Source organism: Megasphaera stantonii, assembly GCF_003367905.1.
In the GTDB taxonomy this organism is placed as follows: Bacteria; Bacillota; Negativicutes; order Veillonellales; family Megasphaeraceae; genus Megasphaera; species Megasphaera stantonii.
This window is the reverse complement of sequence record NZ_CP029462.1, coordinates 749,683-765,570: the sequence shown is the minus strand read 5'-3', so window position 1 is coordinate 765,570 and position 15,888 is coordinate 749,683. Positions and strand designations below refer to the sequence as shown.

The following is a 15,888-nucleotide window of genomic DNA, read 5'->3' as shown; positions in this document are numbered from 1 at the left end:
GGATGAGTATGATATGGTCGATGCATTGCAGATTGATGAAATAATGGGCAAGGTTTTTCCTAATGGCATAATGGGAAAACAAAGGCTGGAAATAAAAAAAATTAAAGAATATATGGAAGAATTAGATATAGATCCTTCTAACAGTCCCTTTGAAACGGCAGAGGAATTTAAAGCGTATTTGTTGCATACGAGAACAAAGGGATTTGAAGTCAAAGATCTATTGATTAAAGCTCTCCAAGATATAGATGCAGACTTTGATGAAAGTGTTGTCAGGAAAATAAATACTCGGGAAGAACGCTGCGGCATTTTTTTTTCCGTGTTTAATATTTTTCCGAATGGTAACGATGATGCTTGGCCGACAAGGCTGACAAGGGAGCAATTTGCTGCGCTTTACAGCCGGGCGAATAAAATAGATGCGCAGGGAGATATACATATAGATGAAATTGAAGGAGATGATGCAATAGAAAAAAGTCAAGTATATATTTCCATTGCTGATACGCTTTCTGTATATAGCGGCTGCGTTGGCCTTCTCCGGGATAGCGGCGAGGTCGTGGCTGTAGGGCAATTAGAAGAGAATCAAGGCAAGTTGCAGCTGATTTTGCCAGATGTTCAAGGTGATGATAATGCCATTAAGAATTTGAAAAATTTTATATTGGCCTTTATTCCTCAGAAAGCCGCTTCCCTGCTTATAGGAAATGTTGAGTCGCAGCAGTATAATGAAGATGTATATATTTGTCATTGCCGTATAAAATCGGCAGCAGTACAGATTACCAAGAAGGAAATGGCAAATATATATGAACGAGCAGTTAAAGTCGATAAGCAAAGAGAGATGCAGCTGCCTGCGCTGCAGCATATGGATGACCTATTGAAGGAAAATATTGAGATTACCTTTTTAGGCGATGATATGTCTGTTTCTTCTGCCTGCTTTGGCGTATTCGATGATGCAGGGGATGTAATTGCAACAGGCCATTTGGAAGGCGAGGGAGATAAGCAGCGATTATTTTTACATAATGAAACCATAGATTATGAATCTTTTATGCAGGTTAAATCATTTATGTTGGTATTTTTTCCTGCAGAAGCAGAGATATTACTGGAAAAAGGCGGTAATATGAATCTATATGATGGCGAAATATATACAGGCAGATTCCGACTTGCTACTGACTCCTTGTCCGAACCGGAAATTACAGCAGAGCAAATGAATTCTTTGTATGCTCAGGCTGTACATATCGATAAAAGCGACAGCATTGATGTGGCAGAGTTTGTGTTCACAGAAAAAATGCCTGTGACGCTGCAGGATAGTTTTTTTATTAAAATTCCAAATACTCTGTCTCTATATATGGGATGTGTAGGTCTCATAAATTGCAATACTGGGGAGGTAGCTGCTATAGGTTATTTGGAATATAACAAAGATGTACTTCACTTACTCTTCAAATCTAAGAATATAGTCTATAATTCCTTTATTGCAAACCGAAAATTTAAGATAGTGCTTTTTCCACAGGAAGCTGCTTCCTTTTTCCAGAGGAATATTGACATTTCTAATTACAAGGGAAACGTATATGAAGTAGAATGTTATTTAGATTATCAAAAGTTAGATACGACTGAAAAGACATTGTGCATTGATTTTGGCACTAGCAATACGACTGCTGGAAGTTATGGCATTAAAGAGCCCTATTCGAATGATGTAGAACTGGTAAAATTTTTGGACATAACAGAAGATGCTGTGGAGTCTAAGGAAATGCTGCCGACTATTGTTTATGTCGCTTCATGCGCTGATTCTGAACATATAGAATATATTTGCGGCTATGAAGCCAAGAAAAAAATCATTGAAGCCGATTATGATACGCAGGCCAGCGTATTTTATGAAATTAAGCGCTGGATTACTGATATAAACGAGAAAGAGGAAATTTTTGATGAAAACGGAAACAAGTGCAATGTATCCAGAAAAGAAATTCTTCGGGCCTATATTCAATATGTTATCGATAAGGCTGAACAATATTTTAAGGTAAAATTTAAGACGTTGCATTTTTCTGCTCCTGTAAAATTAAAAGCAACGTTTAATCAGGAAATGAACGACTTATTTAAAGGGCAATATACGGTACTGCGCGAACAATCAAGTCTGGATGAAGGTGTTGCGATTATATATAATCATATTGCCAAGCGGCTTTGTGAAAATTCCATGTCTGAAGATGAAGAAAAAATCATGATATTGGATTGCGGCGGCGGAACAACTGATTTGGCTCGGTGTACGTATCATTATGTACCGACGGCTTCATATAAAATTATTAATGTGGTGACTAGTTTTGAAAACGGCGATTCGAATTTTGGTGGCAACAACGTCACATATAGAATCCTTCAAATATTAAAAATTAAATTGGCACATTATATTAAATCTAAAAAAGAACATTCCCATGCGGATAGAAATTTGTCTGTTCAAGAACTGATTCAAAACGATGAAAATGAAATTATGACACGTATTGATGGCGGAGAGTCTAAACGAACCATTTATGAATCATTTGAAAAAGCCTATGATGAGGCTGAACAATATATTCCTACAAAATTTGCAGAAAGCAAATTAATGAAAGAAAAGCGTAAAATAAAGCGCAATTACTATTATTTATGGCAAATGGCCGAAGCAATTAAGATAGAATTTTATCGCATCAATTTAGTTGTCCTCGACTTTAATAAAGATAAAGATAGGAAGATTTATGCGCAAAAAAATGAACAATATTATTTGTTTATACATGATGGTGCAAGTAATGATTTAATCAAGTATGATAATCCGATGAAAGATATAGATATTACGATCAATGAAATCCGGCGTGTCTTATGTCCAGATATTTACGCCTTGTTAAATACTTTATTTGGAAAACAAAATCCAGATGAACTCATGAATTGCAGCTTTTACAAGTTGTCAGGGCAGTCTTGCAAAATTAGTTTATTCCATGATTTGTTTAAGGAATTTATTCCTGGAAAGTATCTCAGGGCTGCTAAGGGCGTTGTAAAAGAAAATAGTACTGATCTTAAATTGGCGTGTATTAAAGGCAGCATTGAATATATCCGTGATAAGGAAATTGGAGAAATCAAACCGAATATTTCCGTACAAGTGCCGAAATTAATTTATGATATATATCGCATAGGCAGTACAGGTGAAGAAAAGGTCTTAGGGGCAGATGGCAGTTGCCGTCTTATTGAACGACCTGATACGGCTAAAAAAGTTGATTTTGTTGTGAAAGACAGCAATGGCGTGTTGCAGAAACAGTTTACTTATGTACTGAATCTCAGCTGGGAAAATAAGTGCAATAAATCAGATATAGAGCAGTGCATAAGAGAAACGGCAAATATTGAAGAAGAAAGTTTATGGGATCAGATTATCAGCACATTATATGGCGGCAATGAAGATGAATTAATTTATCTTTTCCTTTTGCCGGCCAAGCAAGGTTATGGTGTAAATATTTATCAAATCAATAAGCATAAGGGAGAATTTTATTTACAGGAAAAAGGTACTTTTGAAAGCTTTGAAGGCGAAACGTTGGAAACATTCTTTAATGGAAAGAGGTAGGGAGGATGTTACTACAAAAAACAGTTTCTTTTGTTCATGGAGCCGTCTTGACCAAAGATATGCTGGGGGAGCTATATCAGTATCCTCGTGATTTCGTAAAATTGAAATACGATTCATATAGTGACGGTATTTTAGAGGGCATTGATTTTGTAGTGCAAGAAGGAAATGTTTGCATTACCCGAGGAATTATCAAGTTTCAAGGAGAATATTACTTCCTTCTCCAACCGGTAAACTTGACTGTATATTTGCAAGGAAAGTCTTTACAGGATAAGCAGTATAATTTATATTTGCAGAGGTCCGAAAAAAAGTATGCTGATCATATTACAGAAAAATCTTTGGAAATATATATTTCTGAAGATACAGAAACGGATATGTTCTTATTATTTCGCTTTTGGGGAACTGATATGAGACTGCCGACAGTACGAAGTCAGGAAGATATGGTGAAAAGCACTAAGAAAAGCCGGTTTTGGGAATTTGATAATCCATTATATGTTGATTTCAGGGACACCGTTTATGCTATGCCTGAAAAAGGAACTTTTCATCCTTTCCTTTTCAGGGCAGTCCGAAAGTACCTGAAAGAGAAAGAGAATAAATCGACGATAGAATGGGGTTTGCTTCTGCAATTGCAAAATAATTCCATATTAGCTGTCGAGACGATGAGAACATATTTAGACTATATTGGACAAGTTAACGAAGTAAAGAGTAGAAATGAATTGTTTTGTGAATTTATACAGGCAATAGAGAAAAAACATAGTTTTCCTGATAAAAAAGAAGATATAAAACATGTCCATTCTTTTGGAGGTATTAGGTGATATAAGCGAAATGAGATACTGGCAAATGCTCTCTTGACAGAGAGCATTTGTAATATGTACCATGTTATATTTATAGAAAGGGTCAAAATATCAATGAGGAACTGTAATTATATATATAATTTCTTTTTGCTTCTTAAATCGTTGTAAGGTCGGAAAAACATAAAAATAGTAGTGTAAAATGGTTTTTCTTAAAAGATAAATTATTTGTAGTATCTTGTCATTAAATAAGATTATAGGGGATTCAGAATAAGTAAATCCTGTTGACAATGATGAAGCTTTTGGAATTTATTATACACTGTACTTAAAGATGCTGAAATTAGCTGATGGATAGATGGTTTATTACTAAATTCAGTGGGAATAAATCCAAAATGATAATTAATCATCATGAATATTTTGATAGTAGATATCAATAGTCTGCAGAATATTTTTTTATGCTGATGAAATATTTGATATTTTCAGTTTGTCGAAGAGTAAAGAATTTATTGAAAACGTAATTAATCTGAAATAGGAGATATGTATGGCGAAATTTTATCCTACTGTAATTGATAATTTTCATGGCAGCGACGGGGAGAAAGTCGTATATAAAGCGCTGAAGCAGCTTAATGACGACTACACCGTGTTCCATTCATACCGCTGGCTCGGCGAGAAACGGCAGCAGCGAAGCGAGGGAGAAGGCGATTTCATCGTTATTCATCCTCGCAAGGGCATTTTGTCTATTGAGGTGAAAGCTGGCGGCATATCATATCGCGACGGGCAGTGGATTCAGACGAACAGGCGCACGCAGAGTGAAAAGGTCATTGATCCCCTGGGGCAGGCGGCAGAGAGCCAGTATAGAATTTACGGGGTATTGCGCAAACGGTTTTCCTATGCTAAGTGTCCGTTGATTGGCCGTGCAGCTTGGTTTCCTTCCGTATTGGTTTCCGATAAGGTACCCCTTCCGCTGGAAGCCGTTCCTGACATTATATTGGATCAAACGGGGCTGGCAAATCCGGAAAAAGCGTTGGATACAGCGTATGCATACTGGCAGCGGAACTTGGGGCGCCGGAAAGCGGAATTAAACAGCACCGAGTACAAGGAGGTACTGCGTATATTGATGCCGTCGTTTCACTTGGCGGAAACCGTATCAAGCTGCGGTCGTGATACGGAAGAAGCGTATATTCAGCTGACAAATCAGCAATTTTCCGTACTGCGTTTTTTGCGTGAACAGCCGACTGCGGCTATTCATGGGCCGGCAGGGACAGGAAAAACGGTTATGGCAGTAGAAAAAGCAAAGATGCTGGCTGATGAAGGGAAAAAGGTATTGTATTTATGTTTTAATGAATTTTTGCTGGCTCATTTACGGCGCCACTATGACAATCCGCTGATTACGTTTCATAATGTCCGTTCACTGGCTGAAGAGATATTGGATGATAATTCTTTGGCAATCAATGAGGTTATTCCTTTTTTTGAAGCATTTTTTGAGCATGAATTTGATGATGATACGTGGCAATACCCTAATATTGTTATTGACGAAGGACAGGATCTGAGCGATACTTTGCTGAATCATCTGTCGTATTTGACAGAGCTGCAGGACGGCTGTTTTTATATTTTTTATGACCGCAACCAATATATTATGCGGAAAGATAAGCCGGAATGGATTGACAAGCATGCAGAATGCCGGCTTGTGCTGTACCGGAACTGCCGGAATACAGCGGAAATTGCTTCAGCCATTGGGCGCATCATGAATCTGAAAAAAGAATATTATGTCAATCAGATTCATGGCATACAGCCGCAGGCTGCTTTTTACCGGAATGAAGCAGAGGCTAAAGCGATTGCAGAGGCCTTTGTGTCCCGCATGCTGGCTCAGGGCGTTTCCTTGGAAGATATGGTTATATTGACGGTTCATTCTGTGCCTAACAGCATTTTACACTCAGTTGCGACGTTAGGAAATATTCCCGTATCATACAAACCGCAGGCAGGGCATATCTGGTTTACATCAGTCCGCAAGTTTAAAGGTCTGGAAGGACAGGCTATTTTACTTATAGATGCTGAGGTCAGTAAATTAGCAGACCCGCTGATAAAGCGTCTTTTGTATGTCGGCTGTTCCCGGGCAAAGGCGTATTTGCAGCTGGCATTTTTTGAAGACATTAGCAAGAGTGAATACGGCGCAGTGATAAAAACATTGACCGATGAGCCGATGAAGGGAAATCAAAAGAGCCTTCTCGAGATTTTGGGATTGGAACGTATTGTATAATTGCATTATAGTGTAAAAATAAAAACTTCTTTGTGAAATATGCTTTCACGAAGAAGTTTTTTGTGCAGACTTATAGAAAACGACAGATATTGTCATAGTGAGCTGATATACTGGAAGTACAAAATGTGAAAAACGTTATGTCAGTAAGAGCAGGATTTGTCCATTAGAAAGAGGATAAAAGCGCTGCCTGCAAGGTCAATAATGTACTGCTAGTTGTTCTTGGCAGCAATCAATATGATGAGAGAAGCTGTTCGGGGAATGGAGCAGCTTGGCGATTTCCCTGGCTGAGCATACATACAGGGGGATATTTAAAATCAGCATTGCTGATTATTTTATATTCATGACAGAGGTGAAGATATATGAGTAAGTATTGTGAACATTGCGGGGCTGTTATTGGTGATAACAGCAAGTTTTGCGAGCATTGCGGAACGCCTGTGGAAACTGTGGGCGCAGCAGAACGATATTGCCAGTCCTGCGGAGCATTGCTGGAAAGGGGCGCTGCGTTTTGTACAAACTGCGGGGTACCAGTGCAGTACAGAAAAACGGAAGAAAGTGATGTACCAACTCTGCCTGATAATGACGCTGAGCAAGGAGAAGAAAATCTGGAAACAGGAAAACAAGGCGAGGCAGAAAGGGAAGCCATCCCTGCTGAGCAAATGGCTGAGAATGCTGAAACTATGCCGGCACAGACGGACAGCACCAGCGGTGATGAATCTGCAGACGACAAGGCGGCAGGAACAGCAGCTCATGTACCTGAAGAACCGCCTGAAGGGAAAGCGCCTCTGCATGCAGTTAAGCTGAATGTACCTGGAGCTGGAGAAGGTCAGTCAGCCAAACGGGCTTCGAGTCAGCAAGATACCGGGACTGCAGCGTCTGGCCGCCATTGGTTCAAGCGATTTAAAGCTGTTTGGTCGGTTATGGCAGTCGTCATTGCAATTGCCGTGCTGATTTTTAAATTTTCTGGGACAGGGAACATTCAGAATGTTCAGGATATGACACTGGATGATTTTAGCAAAACCGTTACAGTCGGACAGGCTTTTGAAAAACGATTTGTCGATGAAGAATGGAGCACTGAAGAAAATGGAGAGCTGACTTATGTTGTATTTAAAGGCAGGGATAAAGACAGCGGAAAGTTGTGGAAGGTGTATTTTACGGTTACAGAAGGAAAAGAATATACGTGGTATGAAGTTACAAAAATCGTTGTTAATCAGGATGTGACGACTGATCAGTGGGGTATGAGCGTTTTGCTGACCTATGTGTATGATGGATGATGAGGATGTGAGTGTATGATCGTGTTAGTTTTATTAGTAAACGGCGTTATCAGCTTTATGAATGCCCGGGCTGCCGGAAATGTGTGGGCTGAGTCAAAGGGAATCGGCGGATGGATTCGCATATTGGCATGGTGTGCAGCCATTCAGTCGGCTGTTGGTTTTTCTTATATTTATGTTACAATTTTAGTATATATTGCGAATGCGTTTAACATAGTATCTAATAACGGCCTTTACTTCATGACGAGTTTAGCATATGTATTCCTTATTGTTCCGTTATTAGGCACGGGGTTTATCATTACCATCCATTCATGGATCCAGGCGGCAAGGGAGAAATCCTTGCTGGCTATGGGCATTGCCGGATGGAATACATTTGCTACTGCCTATAATGTATATTCTGCTGTACACTCTTTCGGTGCAGCTTTTCACATGGCATCTGATGGCATTGCCAATGTATTTTCCGGCGATGACGATGGGGACAGAGATGAAGATAGCATGGTATTGGCACTCGTAATCTTAGCGCTGCTGGCGGGCATTATGACAACGAAGATTATCATGAACGTATATACCGGCAGTCTGCCTGTTTCTGCTGCTGTTCGGCAGCGATATGAATCCTGCTGAAGGAGGAGAGACATATGAGCAAATTTTGTCCGCAATGCGGAAAGCCTATTTCAGAAGACGCAAAGTTTTGTCCAGCCTGCGGAGCACCTGCAAGACCAGGTAGTCAGATGCAGGGCAAAGCTGACATAACGGAGCCGTTTGTCCTTTCTGGTTCAGCAAATGAAGAGGCAGGACCGGAAAGAGGTATTCCCAATGATATTTTCCGAAATGGGTATCGAGAAGACAGGGGCATAAAGGAGATGTTTTTTAACGCAGCAGGGCGGCTGAACCGCAAGCGGTATTTCCTGCGCAGTCTTGTCTTGCTTCCCGTTCTTTTAGTGGCAATGCTGCTTATTGCGGCAGATGAAAGCCTTTTCATGGCGTTAGGCATCGTCTTGTATATTGCTGCTGGAATTCCGAATATTTTGCTGTCAGTTCGAAGATGCCATGACATAAATCATTCCGGATGGTTTTTGCTGCTGGCACTGCTTCCTATTGGAAATATTATTATTCCTCTTTTATTGCTGTTCAAAAAGGGAACAGATGGGCCGAATACTTATGGAGCGGACCCGCTGGGACCGTATGTAGTAATTTGCCGCGATGCTTCAGACCGGTAAGCAGTTTGCTGAGACGGGCATGATGTGAATAGAAAAAATTTTTCCATAATGTTATGTACCCTCTTTGCTGGACAACCAGTAAAGAGGGTAATTTTATGGGCTGTGTCTATACGTTTTATAGAAACTGGTATTGCATAGCAAATGGATTTTTGCTGATAACAGAGGCTGAACCCCAGCATGGTGAGAAATGAAATATGGCAGAATAATGAGGGGGCATACAGGATATGCGGTTTTAAGGGGGAAAGGGCCGGAATCTGATGCGATGAAAAAAATGCATTAAATGGTATATGAAGGTACAATCAGCAAGCTGCCTGATATAGATGGGGACGTGACAATATAGGTTATATTTTAATTAGTTTCTGCAGAAATAAGGCTATCTTTTACGAAATATGTGAAATTTGTTTAATTGCATGCAATGAATTATTGCCATAGAACCTTATACTATGATACTATTATTTTTGTGGCTTTATGAGTTTTTTATAATTAATGTGGCTGATTTATAAGAAAGGAAGTATGAGTATGTCAAAACAACCACAACCAGCGCCAACGGGACAGGTTCAGTCCGTAGGCGGATTCTTAGGCTGGATCGAACGTGTTGGGAATAAGATTCCCGATATTACCATGCTGTTTATTGGTGCATTTTTTATTACATGCATTTTATCGGCTATTTGTTCTACTATTCATTTTGGGTATATCCATCCGACGACAGGAGAAGAAATCAAGGTTACCAACATGCTGGCTCCGCAGTCGTTAGTGACATTAATGACCAAAATGGTCAGCAACTTTGCATCCTTTCCTCCTTTGAGCATGGTCATCGTAGCTACGCTGGGCATCGGCATAGCCCAGGGGTCAGGGTATATCAGTACGGGATTGAAAAAGCTTCTTATCATTACGCCTAAATTCCTGCTTACGCCTATTGTCATCCTCGTCGGCATGCTTAGTCATTTGGCTCCGGACAGCGGATACATGATTATTATTCCCATTGCCGCGTATTTGTTCTATGCTTCAGGAAAACACCCGTTAGCCGGTGTGGCAGCGTCATTTGCCGGCATTGCCGGAGCCTTTGCGGCCAACTATACGCCATCGGCCATTGACCCGGTAATTCAGGGATTTACGCAGATGGCTGCGCAGATTATTGACCCGACCTATGAAGTCAACGTATTGTGCAATTATTTTTACGCCTTCGGTTCGACGTTCGCGGTTATTGGCAGCTGCTGGTGGGTTACGGAAAAGATTACTGAGCCTTGGTGCCGCAAAGCCTGTCCGATTGATGCGGATTTAGACTTGTCGGAAGAAGGTGTAGGAGAGATTACGCCGCAGGAAAACAAAGCTTTTTACATTGCGTCGGCAGTGCTGGTCTTAATGCTTCTCGGATTGTTTGCCGCTCTCGTGCCGGCAGATTCAATTTTCCGCGATCCCGACGGCAATATAGCCAGCTTTAAAGCGCCGGTTATGCAGTCTATCGTGGCGATTATCTTTCTGCTCGTCGGTATCCCCGGCATAGTATACGGCGTGATCAGCGGCACCTTCCGCAGTTCTAAAGATTTTACGAAATCCATGGAAGACATTACGCATACGCTGGTTCAGTTAATCGTCTTTTATTTCTTTGCTGCCCAGTTTATGTATGCCTTCGGCGCTTCGAATTTGGGGGCGCTCATTGCGATTGCCGGTGCGGAATTTTTGAAATCCTTGGCGCTGCCGCCGCAGATTACTATTTTCGGCATCATCGTATTTGTTGCCTTGCTGAATCTGCTTATCACGTCGGCTTCGGCTAAATGGTCGATTTTGGCGCCTATTTTCGTGCCCATGCTCATGTCTGTCGGCATTGCGCCGGAATTGACGCAGGCTGCGTATCGCGTCAGCGACTCAGCTGTCAATGTCTGCACGCCTATGTTTGCCTTTTATCCCTTAATTATTATTTACTGTCAGAAGTATTATAAAAAGACTGGTGTCGGAACGCTGAGCAGCCTGATGCTTCCGTATACATTTACGCTGCTTATTGTTCTGACGGTCATGCTGTATTTATTCTGGGCCTTCAATATTCCCTTGGGATTCCAGGCAGATTATGTGTATCCGCGGCAGATGTTTTAGGTCATAATATATAAGGAGGGATTATGATGCATGATACAGGCAGAGAATTAGTAGAACGGTTTTTCCGGTATGTAAGTATTCCATCTCAAAGTCATGACAATGGCGGTACGCAGGTTCCCAGCACGGAAGGGCAGTGGAATATGGCCCGGCGGCTGAAGACTGAGTGTGAAGCCTTAGGCCTGGTTGATTTGGAAATCAGCGATAAATGTATTCTGACAGGAAAGCTTCCGGCTCATTTGCCGGACGGCATGGAAAACACCGTGCCGTCTGTCGGCTTTTGTACGCACATGGATACGGTAGATGTGTGCTTGTCGCCGGAAATTCATCCGCAAATGATTCATCAGTATGATGGCGGCGATATTGTATTGAATGCAGAACAACATATTATCATGAAAACAGCGGAGCATCCGGAGCTGCTTTCTTTTGTCGGACAGGATATTATCGTCACAGACGGAACAAGCGTGCTTGGGTCGGATAATAAAGCGGCCATAGCCAATGTCATGACAGCGCTGGCGGCACTGACATCTGATGATTCAGCATATCACGGTGATATTTATGTTGCCTTTGTCCCTGATGAAGAATGCGGTTTGTTCGGTTCCAAGAATATGGATTTTTCTAAATTCCCCGTCGATTTTGCCTATACCATTGATTCCTGCGATGTTGGCGAAGTCGTATATGAAACCTTTAATGCCGGCAGTGCTGAAGTCATTATTCATGGCGTCAGCGCCCATCCGATGAGTGCAAAGGGCGTTCTTGTCAATCCTACGCTGCTGGCTGTTGATTTTGTCAATATGTTTGACCGGCAGGAAACGCCGGAATGTACAGAAGGCAAAGAAGGCTACATATGGTGCCAGTCCATTCAGTCCAATCAGTCGACTGCTGCTGTGCATCTGAATATACGCGACCATAATAAAGAAAAGTATGAAGAAAAGAAGCAGCGCATCCGGGACAATGCAGCGGCTCTTCAGGCGGCTCATCCCAGGGCAAAGGTCGAATGCCGCATTACGGATACATACGGCAATATTGCCGATGCAGTCACTGCAGACAACCGCAAGGCTATCGACTATATTTATGAAGCCATGAAGCAGCTTTCTATAGAGCCCAAGACGATTGCCATGCGCGGCGGCACAGACGGTTCGTTTATTTCTACCAAAGGTATTCTTACGCCGAATTATTTTACAGGCGGCATGAACTTTCATTCACGGTTTGAATTTCTGCCGGTGCCGTCTCTGCTGAAATCCTATGAGATGACGATGACTATCATCCGTCTGATTTATGAAGGAAAATAAATTGCAGGCAAAGCTTCCTTGCCGTTTTGGCAGGGGAGCTTTATTATATAGGTAGTAGAAGGACGATCAAGGAGGAATGCAGATGATGAATGAGACGGCAATGACTCGGCTGCTTCAGCTGCTGCGCAGCGATATGCAGCCGGCTTTAGGCGTTACCGAGCCGGGAGCGATTGCTTTTGCAGCGGCCAAATCCAGGGAGTACGTTTCGGGAGAGGTTACGAAGGTTGAGGTCATACTGAACTCGGGAATGTACAAGAATGCATTTACATGCGGCATTCCCCATTCCTCAGCTGTAGGAAACATATATGCAGCAGCGCTGGGCGTTGTTGCCGGCGATGCCGCTTTAGGCCTGGAGGCCTTGGCGCATGTAGATGACCGTGCGAATGCAGAAGCCCAAAAGATGGTCGATGCAGGAATCGTATCTGTCCGTGTCGGCGCAATTGCATCGGACATTTATATTGAAGCCTCCGTATACTCGGCATCGGACTGCTGTACGGTGACAATTGCCCACACTCATACGAATATTGTGCAGATAGTTGTCAACGGCCAGGCCGTATTTCAGCAGGATGCAGGACGGGAGACAGAAGACGCTGGAGAAGAAGGCGCTGTTATTCACGATTATACCTTAGCTGAACTGTGCGAGTTTATTCAAGCTGTGCCTATAGAGCAGATTGCCTTTATTCAGCAGGCTTATGACATGAATCTGGCCTTATTCCACGAAGGGCTTCGGCATAGCCGGACTACCTTTGTCAAGGAGTTATGGAAGCTGAACGGCTGTCAGCTTATTTCGAAAGACGAGGCGGCGACGGCCCAGCTGCTGTGCAGCGGCGCTATTGAGGCCCGTGTATTGGGACTTGACAAGCCGGCCATGAGCATTACCGGCTCTGGAGCGCACGGCCTTATCTGCACGATGCCTCTGTATGCCGTCAGTCAGATACGGGGATATTCGAAGGAACGGCTTCTGCGGGCGACGGCGCTGAGCTATTTGATTACCATGTATATCAAGGAATATTCCGGCCGCTTGTCAGCGTTCTGCGGCTGCGCTATTGCTGCCGGCACGGGCATGGCCTGCGCCCTGGCCTGGCTGAAGGGCGGCGATTTAGCCGTCATGGAGCGCGTTGTCGCCAATATGGCGGCCAGCATTACAGGCATGATCTGCGACGGCGGAAATCAGGGCTGCACGATGAAGGGCGTCACCGCTGTCGATACGGCGTTCCGCTCGGTACGCTTTGCTTTGTCGGGCGTCGGCGTCGACCCCGTTCACGGCGTATTGGGTTCGACGCCGGAGGACACGTTCCGCTACATGGGCTGTATTGCTTCGCCGGGTATGGTCGGAACGGAGCAGACGATGATCGATATCTTAAAGGATAAATCGCAGAAGGGAAATCGTATGTCCTAAACAAAAAGCCGTCTCATTGGGAGCGGGTGCTTCCTTTGAGACGGCTTGTTTGCGTTTTTTAATCGGCAGGAACCTTATTTCTTAGCTTTGCGCTGGTTTTTGGCATCCTGGCTGACAAAGGTCTTGGTTGCCGGATCAAATTCCGGACCGTCGTAGGTCGTGCTGATCTGCACTTCGCCGGACACGACTTTTTGGTGCAGGTCGTGTAACCTGTTGACGGCTTCGGCCGGAACGAAGGGCGCGACGGCTAAGCGGACGATATCCGGCTTTTCCAGGCCGATTTTCGTAATATCGTGGGTCAGGGCGCCGGCTTTGTAATCCTTTGCCGCGTTGAACAGGGCTTCGCTGGAGTCAGCGACGGCTGATCCGACGAAAATAGGCGATTCTTTCGTCCAGTCGATGACGTTGCCGATTTCCAATACCTGTCCGTTGGTCTTGGCGATGACCTGGTTGACGGCGCTGCGCCCGCTGTTGAGCATCGTATAGATGACGTCGACGCCTTCTCCGATCTGCGCTTCCGCCGCTTTAGCGTTTACCTTCATATTATCCAGGTCGCCCGTGAAGGTCGAATAGAACTGGGCGTGGGGATTGGCGTACTTTACGCCGTTGTAGAATGCTGCCCGGGCTTGAAGGCCCGGTTTGGGCCAGGCACCGGAAATGTGGCCGACCTTGCCGGTCTTTGTCATATAGCCGGCCAGCGCGCCGGCTAAGAAGGCTGACTGTTCCTGGTCGACGACGTAGCTGCTGATGTTGTCGCCCTTTACGCTGCCCTGGATGACGACGAACTGGATTTGCGGATACTCCTTGCTGACGGCGGAGACGGGGCCGTTCATCTGCCCGCCGTGGCCGATAATCAGCTTCGGCTGTTCCTTGGCTAATTTCTGCAGCTCTGCTGTCAGGACGGCGGCGTCGGATGTGGCAGACACGTCGGAGACGCATTTTACATTCGCCGTGACGCCCTTGGCAATGCGTTCGTAGCCGCGGTAGCCCGCTTCCATAAAGCCGTTGTCGTGGGCCTTGCCGGGCAGGAGCACCGTGATTTCCGGAGCCGTCGCTGCCTCCGGGCTGGCCGTTTCGACGACGGCTCCCTGGGCAAAGGCGGGGAAGCAGGCTGCACATGCTAACAGAAGTACGGATTTTTTCAATGATACTTTCATAGGAACACCTCTTTGTCGTAGTATAGATGAGTCCGCAGCAGAAGAATACCCGCTGCCGGACGAATGGCTGTAGCTTACCTCGTCATTGGATTTCAATGCCGCCGTCCTTGTAGCGCTGCAGGTCGTCTGTCCCGATATCGCTGTCCATGATGACGACAGGCGTCTGCGACAGGGGGAAGACCTGCTTTTTGGCCAGGCGGTCCAGCTTGGTAGAATCCATGACGGCGTAGGTTTTCCAAGCGTTGCGGGCCATGGCCTGCATGATGGGGATTTCACGGAAACGGAAATCTGTCAGGCCGGCCTGCACATCCAGCGAATTGACGGCCAAAAAGCAGATATCGGGGAAATACGTTTCCGCTTCGCGAAGGCAGCGGCTTCCCCAGGTGGACTGCTCTGCCCCGTCCCAATCGCCGCCGAGAAGGTGGATGCGGCATTTCGGATTGGCTGCGGCGGCCTCGGCTGCGGCGATGTTGTTGGTCACGATGGAACACGTAAGGTCGACCTGGGCGATTTCTTCAGCTAAAATCGTCGTCGTCGTGCCGGAATTGAGCATGACCAGATCGTTGGGCTGAATGAGCTGTACGGCCTTGCGGGCGGCTTCCCGCTTGAGCTCGTTGTGTATGACCTTGCGGCCGTTGAAATGGGCGAATTGATGAGACTCGTGGACGGCTTTGGCGCCGCCGCGTATATATTGAACCAAACCGGCCCGGTCTAAGGCCTTCAGGTCGCGCCGTACCGTATCGATCGATACGTTCAGCTGCTGGGACAAATCTTCTAGCTTGACGACGGAGGTACGGCTCAGTTCCTGCAAAATAATATGCTTGCGTTCTTCCTGAATCATGAATGCTGCTCCTTTGCGTTTG

At 44.5% G+C, this 15,888-nt stretch carries 11 protein-coding genes and 1 pseudogene; 10 read left to right on the top strand and 2 right to left on the bottom strand.

The features are described from left to right. Positions 1-13: 13 nt before the first annotated feature. The 10 genes and pseudogenes from DKB62_RS03630 (at position 14) to DKB62_RS03590 (ending at position 13,868) form a co-directional block, all read left to right on the top strand. On the top strand, positions 14-3,559 hold the full coding sequence (locus tag DKB62_RS03630) for an Hsp70 family protein (RefSeq protein ID WP_107196725.1): 3,546 nt from the start codon (positions 14-16) through the stop codon (positions 3,557-3,559). Positions 3,560-3,564: 5 nt separating this feature from the next. Next, the gene (locus DKB62_RS03625; RefSeq protein ID WP_107196724.1) at positions 3,565-4,371 is read left to right on the top strand and encodes a hypothetical protein; all 807 of its coding nucleotides are present in this window, start codon (positions 3,565-3,567) and stop codon (positions 4,369-4,371) included. Positions 4,372-4,888: 517 nt separating this feature from the next. Then, a pseudogene (locus tag DKB62_RS12770) lies at positions 4,889-5,209 on the top strand (nuclease-related domain-containing protein); the annotation flags it as partial. A 270-nt stretch (positions 5,210-5,479) separates the two neighbouring features. After that, positions 5,480-6,604, top strand: coding sequence for an AAA family ATPase (locus DKB62_RS03620; protein WP_240320147.1), 1,125 nt, complete (start codon positions 5,480-5,482; stop codon positions 6,602-6,604). 359 nt (positions 6,605-6,963) lie between these two features. Continuing rightward, a complete protein-coding gene (locus DKB62_RS03615; RefSeq protein ID WP_107196722.1) occupies positions 6,964-7,875 on the top strand; it encodes a zinc ribbon domain-containing protein in 912 nt (303 codons plus the stop codon). Positions 7,876-7,890: 15 nt separating this feature from the next. Then, positions 7,891-8,493: a hypothetical protein gene (locus DKB62_RS03610; RefSeq protein WP_107196721.1), complete on the top strand. Its 603-nt coding sequence runs from the start codon at positions 7,891-7,893 to the stop codon at positions 8,491-8,493. 14 nt (positions 8,494-8,507) lie between these two features. Beyond that, positions 8,508-9,089, top strand: a complete 582-nt coding sequence (locus tag DKB62_RS03605; RefSeq protein ID WP_107196720.1) for a DUF805 domain-containing protein — start codon at positions 8,508-8,510, stop codon at positions 9,087-9,089. Between the two features lie 519 nt (positions 9,090-9,608). Continuing rightward, positions 9,609-11,180, top strand: coding sequence for an AbgT family transporter (locus DKB62_RS03600; protein WP_107196719.1), 1,572 nt, complete (start codon positions 9,609-9,611; stop codon positions 11,178-11,180). A 23-nt stretch (positions 11,181-11,203) separates the two neighbouring features. Continuing rightward, positions 11,204-12,469, top strand: coding sequence for a peptidase T (pepT, locus tag DKB62_RS03595; RefSeq protein ID WP_198643556.1), 1,266 nt, complete (start codon positions 11,204-11,206; stop codon positions 12,467-12,469). 82 nt (positions 12,470-12,551) lie between these two features. Beyond that, on the top strand, positions 12,552-13,868 hold the full coding sequence (locus DKB62_RS03590; protein WP_198643555.1) for an L-cysteine desulfidase family protein: 1,317 nt from the start codon (positions 12,552-12,554) through the stop codon (positions 13,866-13,868). A 74-nt stretch (positions 13,869-13,942) separates the two neighbouring features. Here DKB62_RS03590 and DKB62_RS03585 read toward each other — a convergent pair whose 3' ends face one another. Further along, entirely contained in the window at positions 13,943-15,025 is a 1,083-nt protein-coding gene (locus tag DKB62_RS03585; RefSeq protein WP_107196717.1) for a BMP family protein, read from the bottom strand. An 82-nt stretch (positions 15,026-15,107) separates the two neighbouring features. Further along, positions 15,108-15,866, bottom strand: coding sequence for a DeoR/GlpR family DNA-binding transcription regulator (locus DKB62_RS03580; RefSeq protein ID WP_107196716.1), 759 nt, complete (start codon positions 15,864-15,866; stop codon positions 15,108-15,110). Between the last annotated feature and the right edge of the window lie 22 nt (positions 15,867-15,888).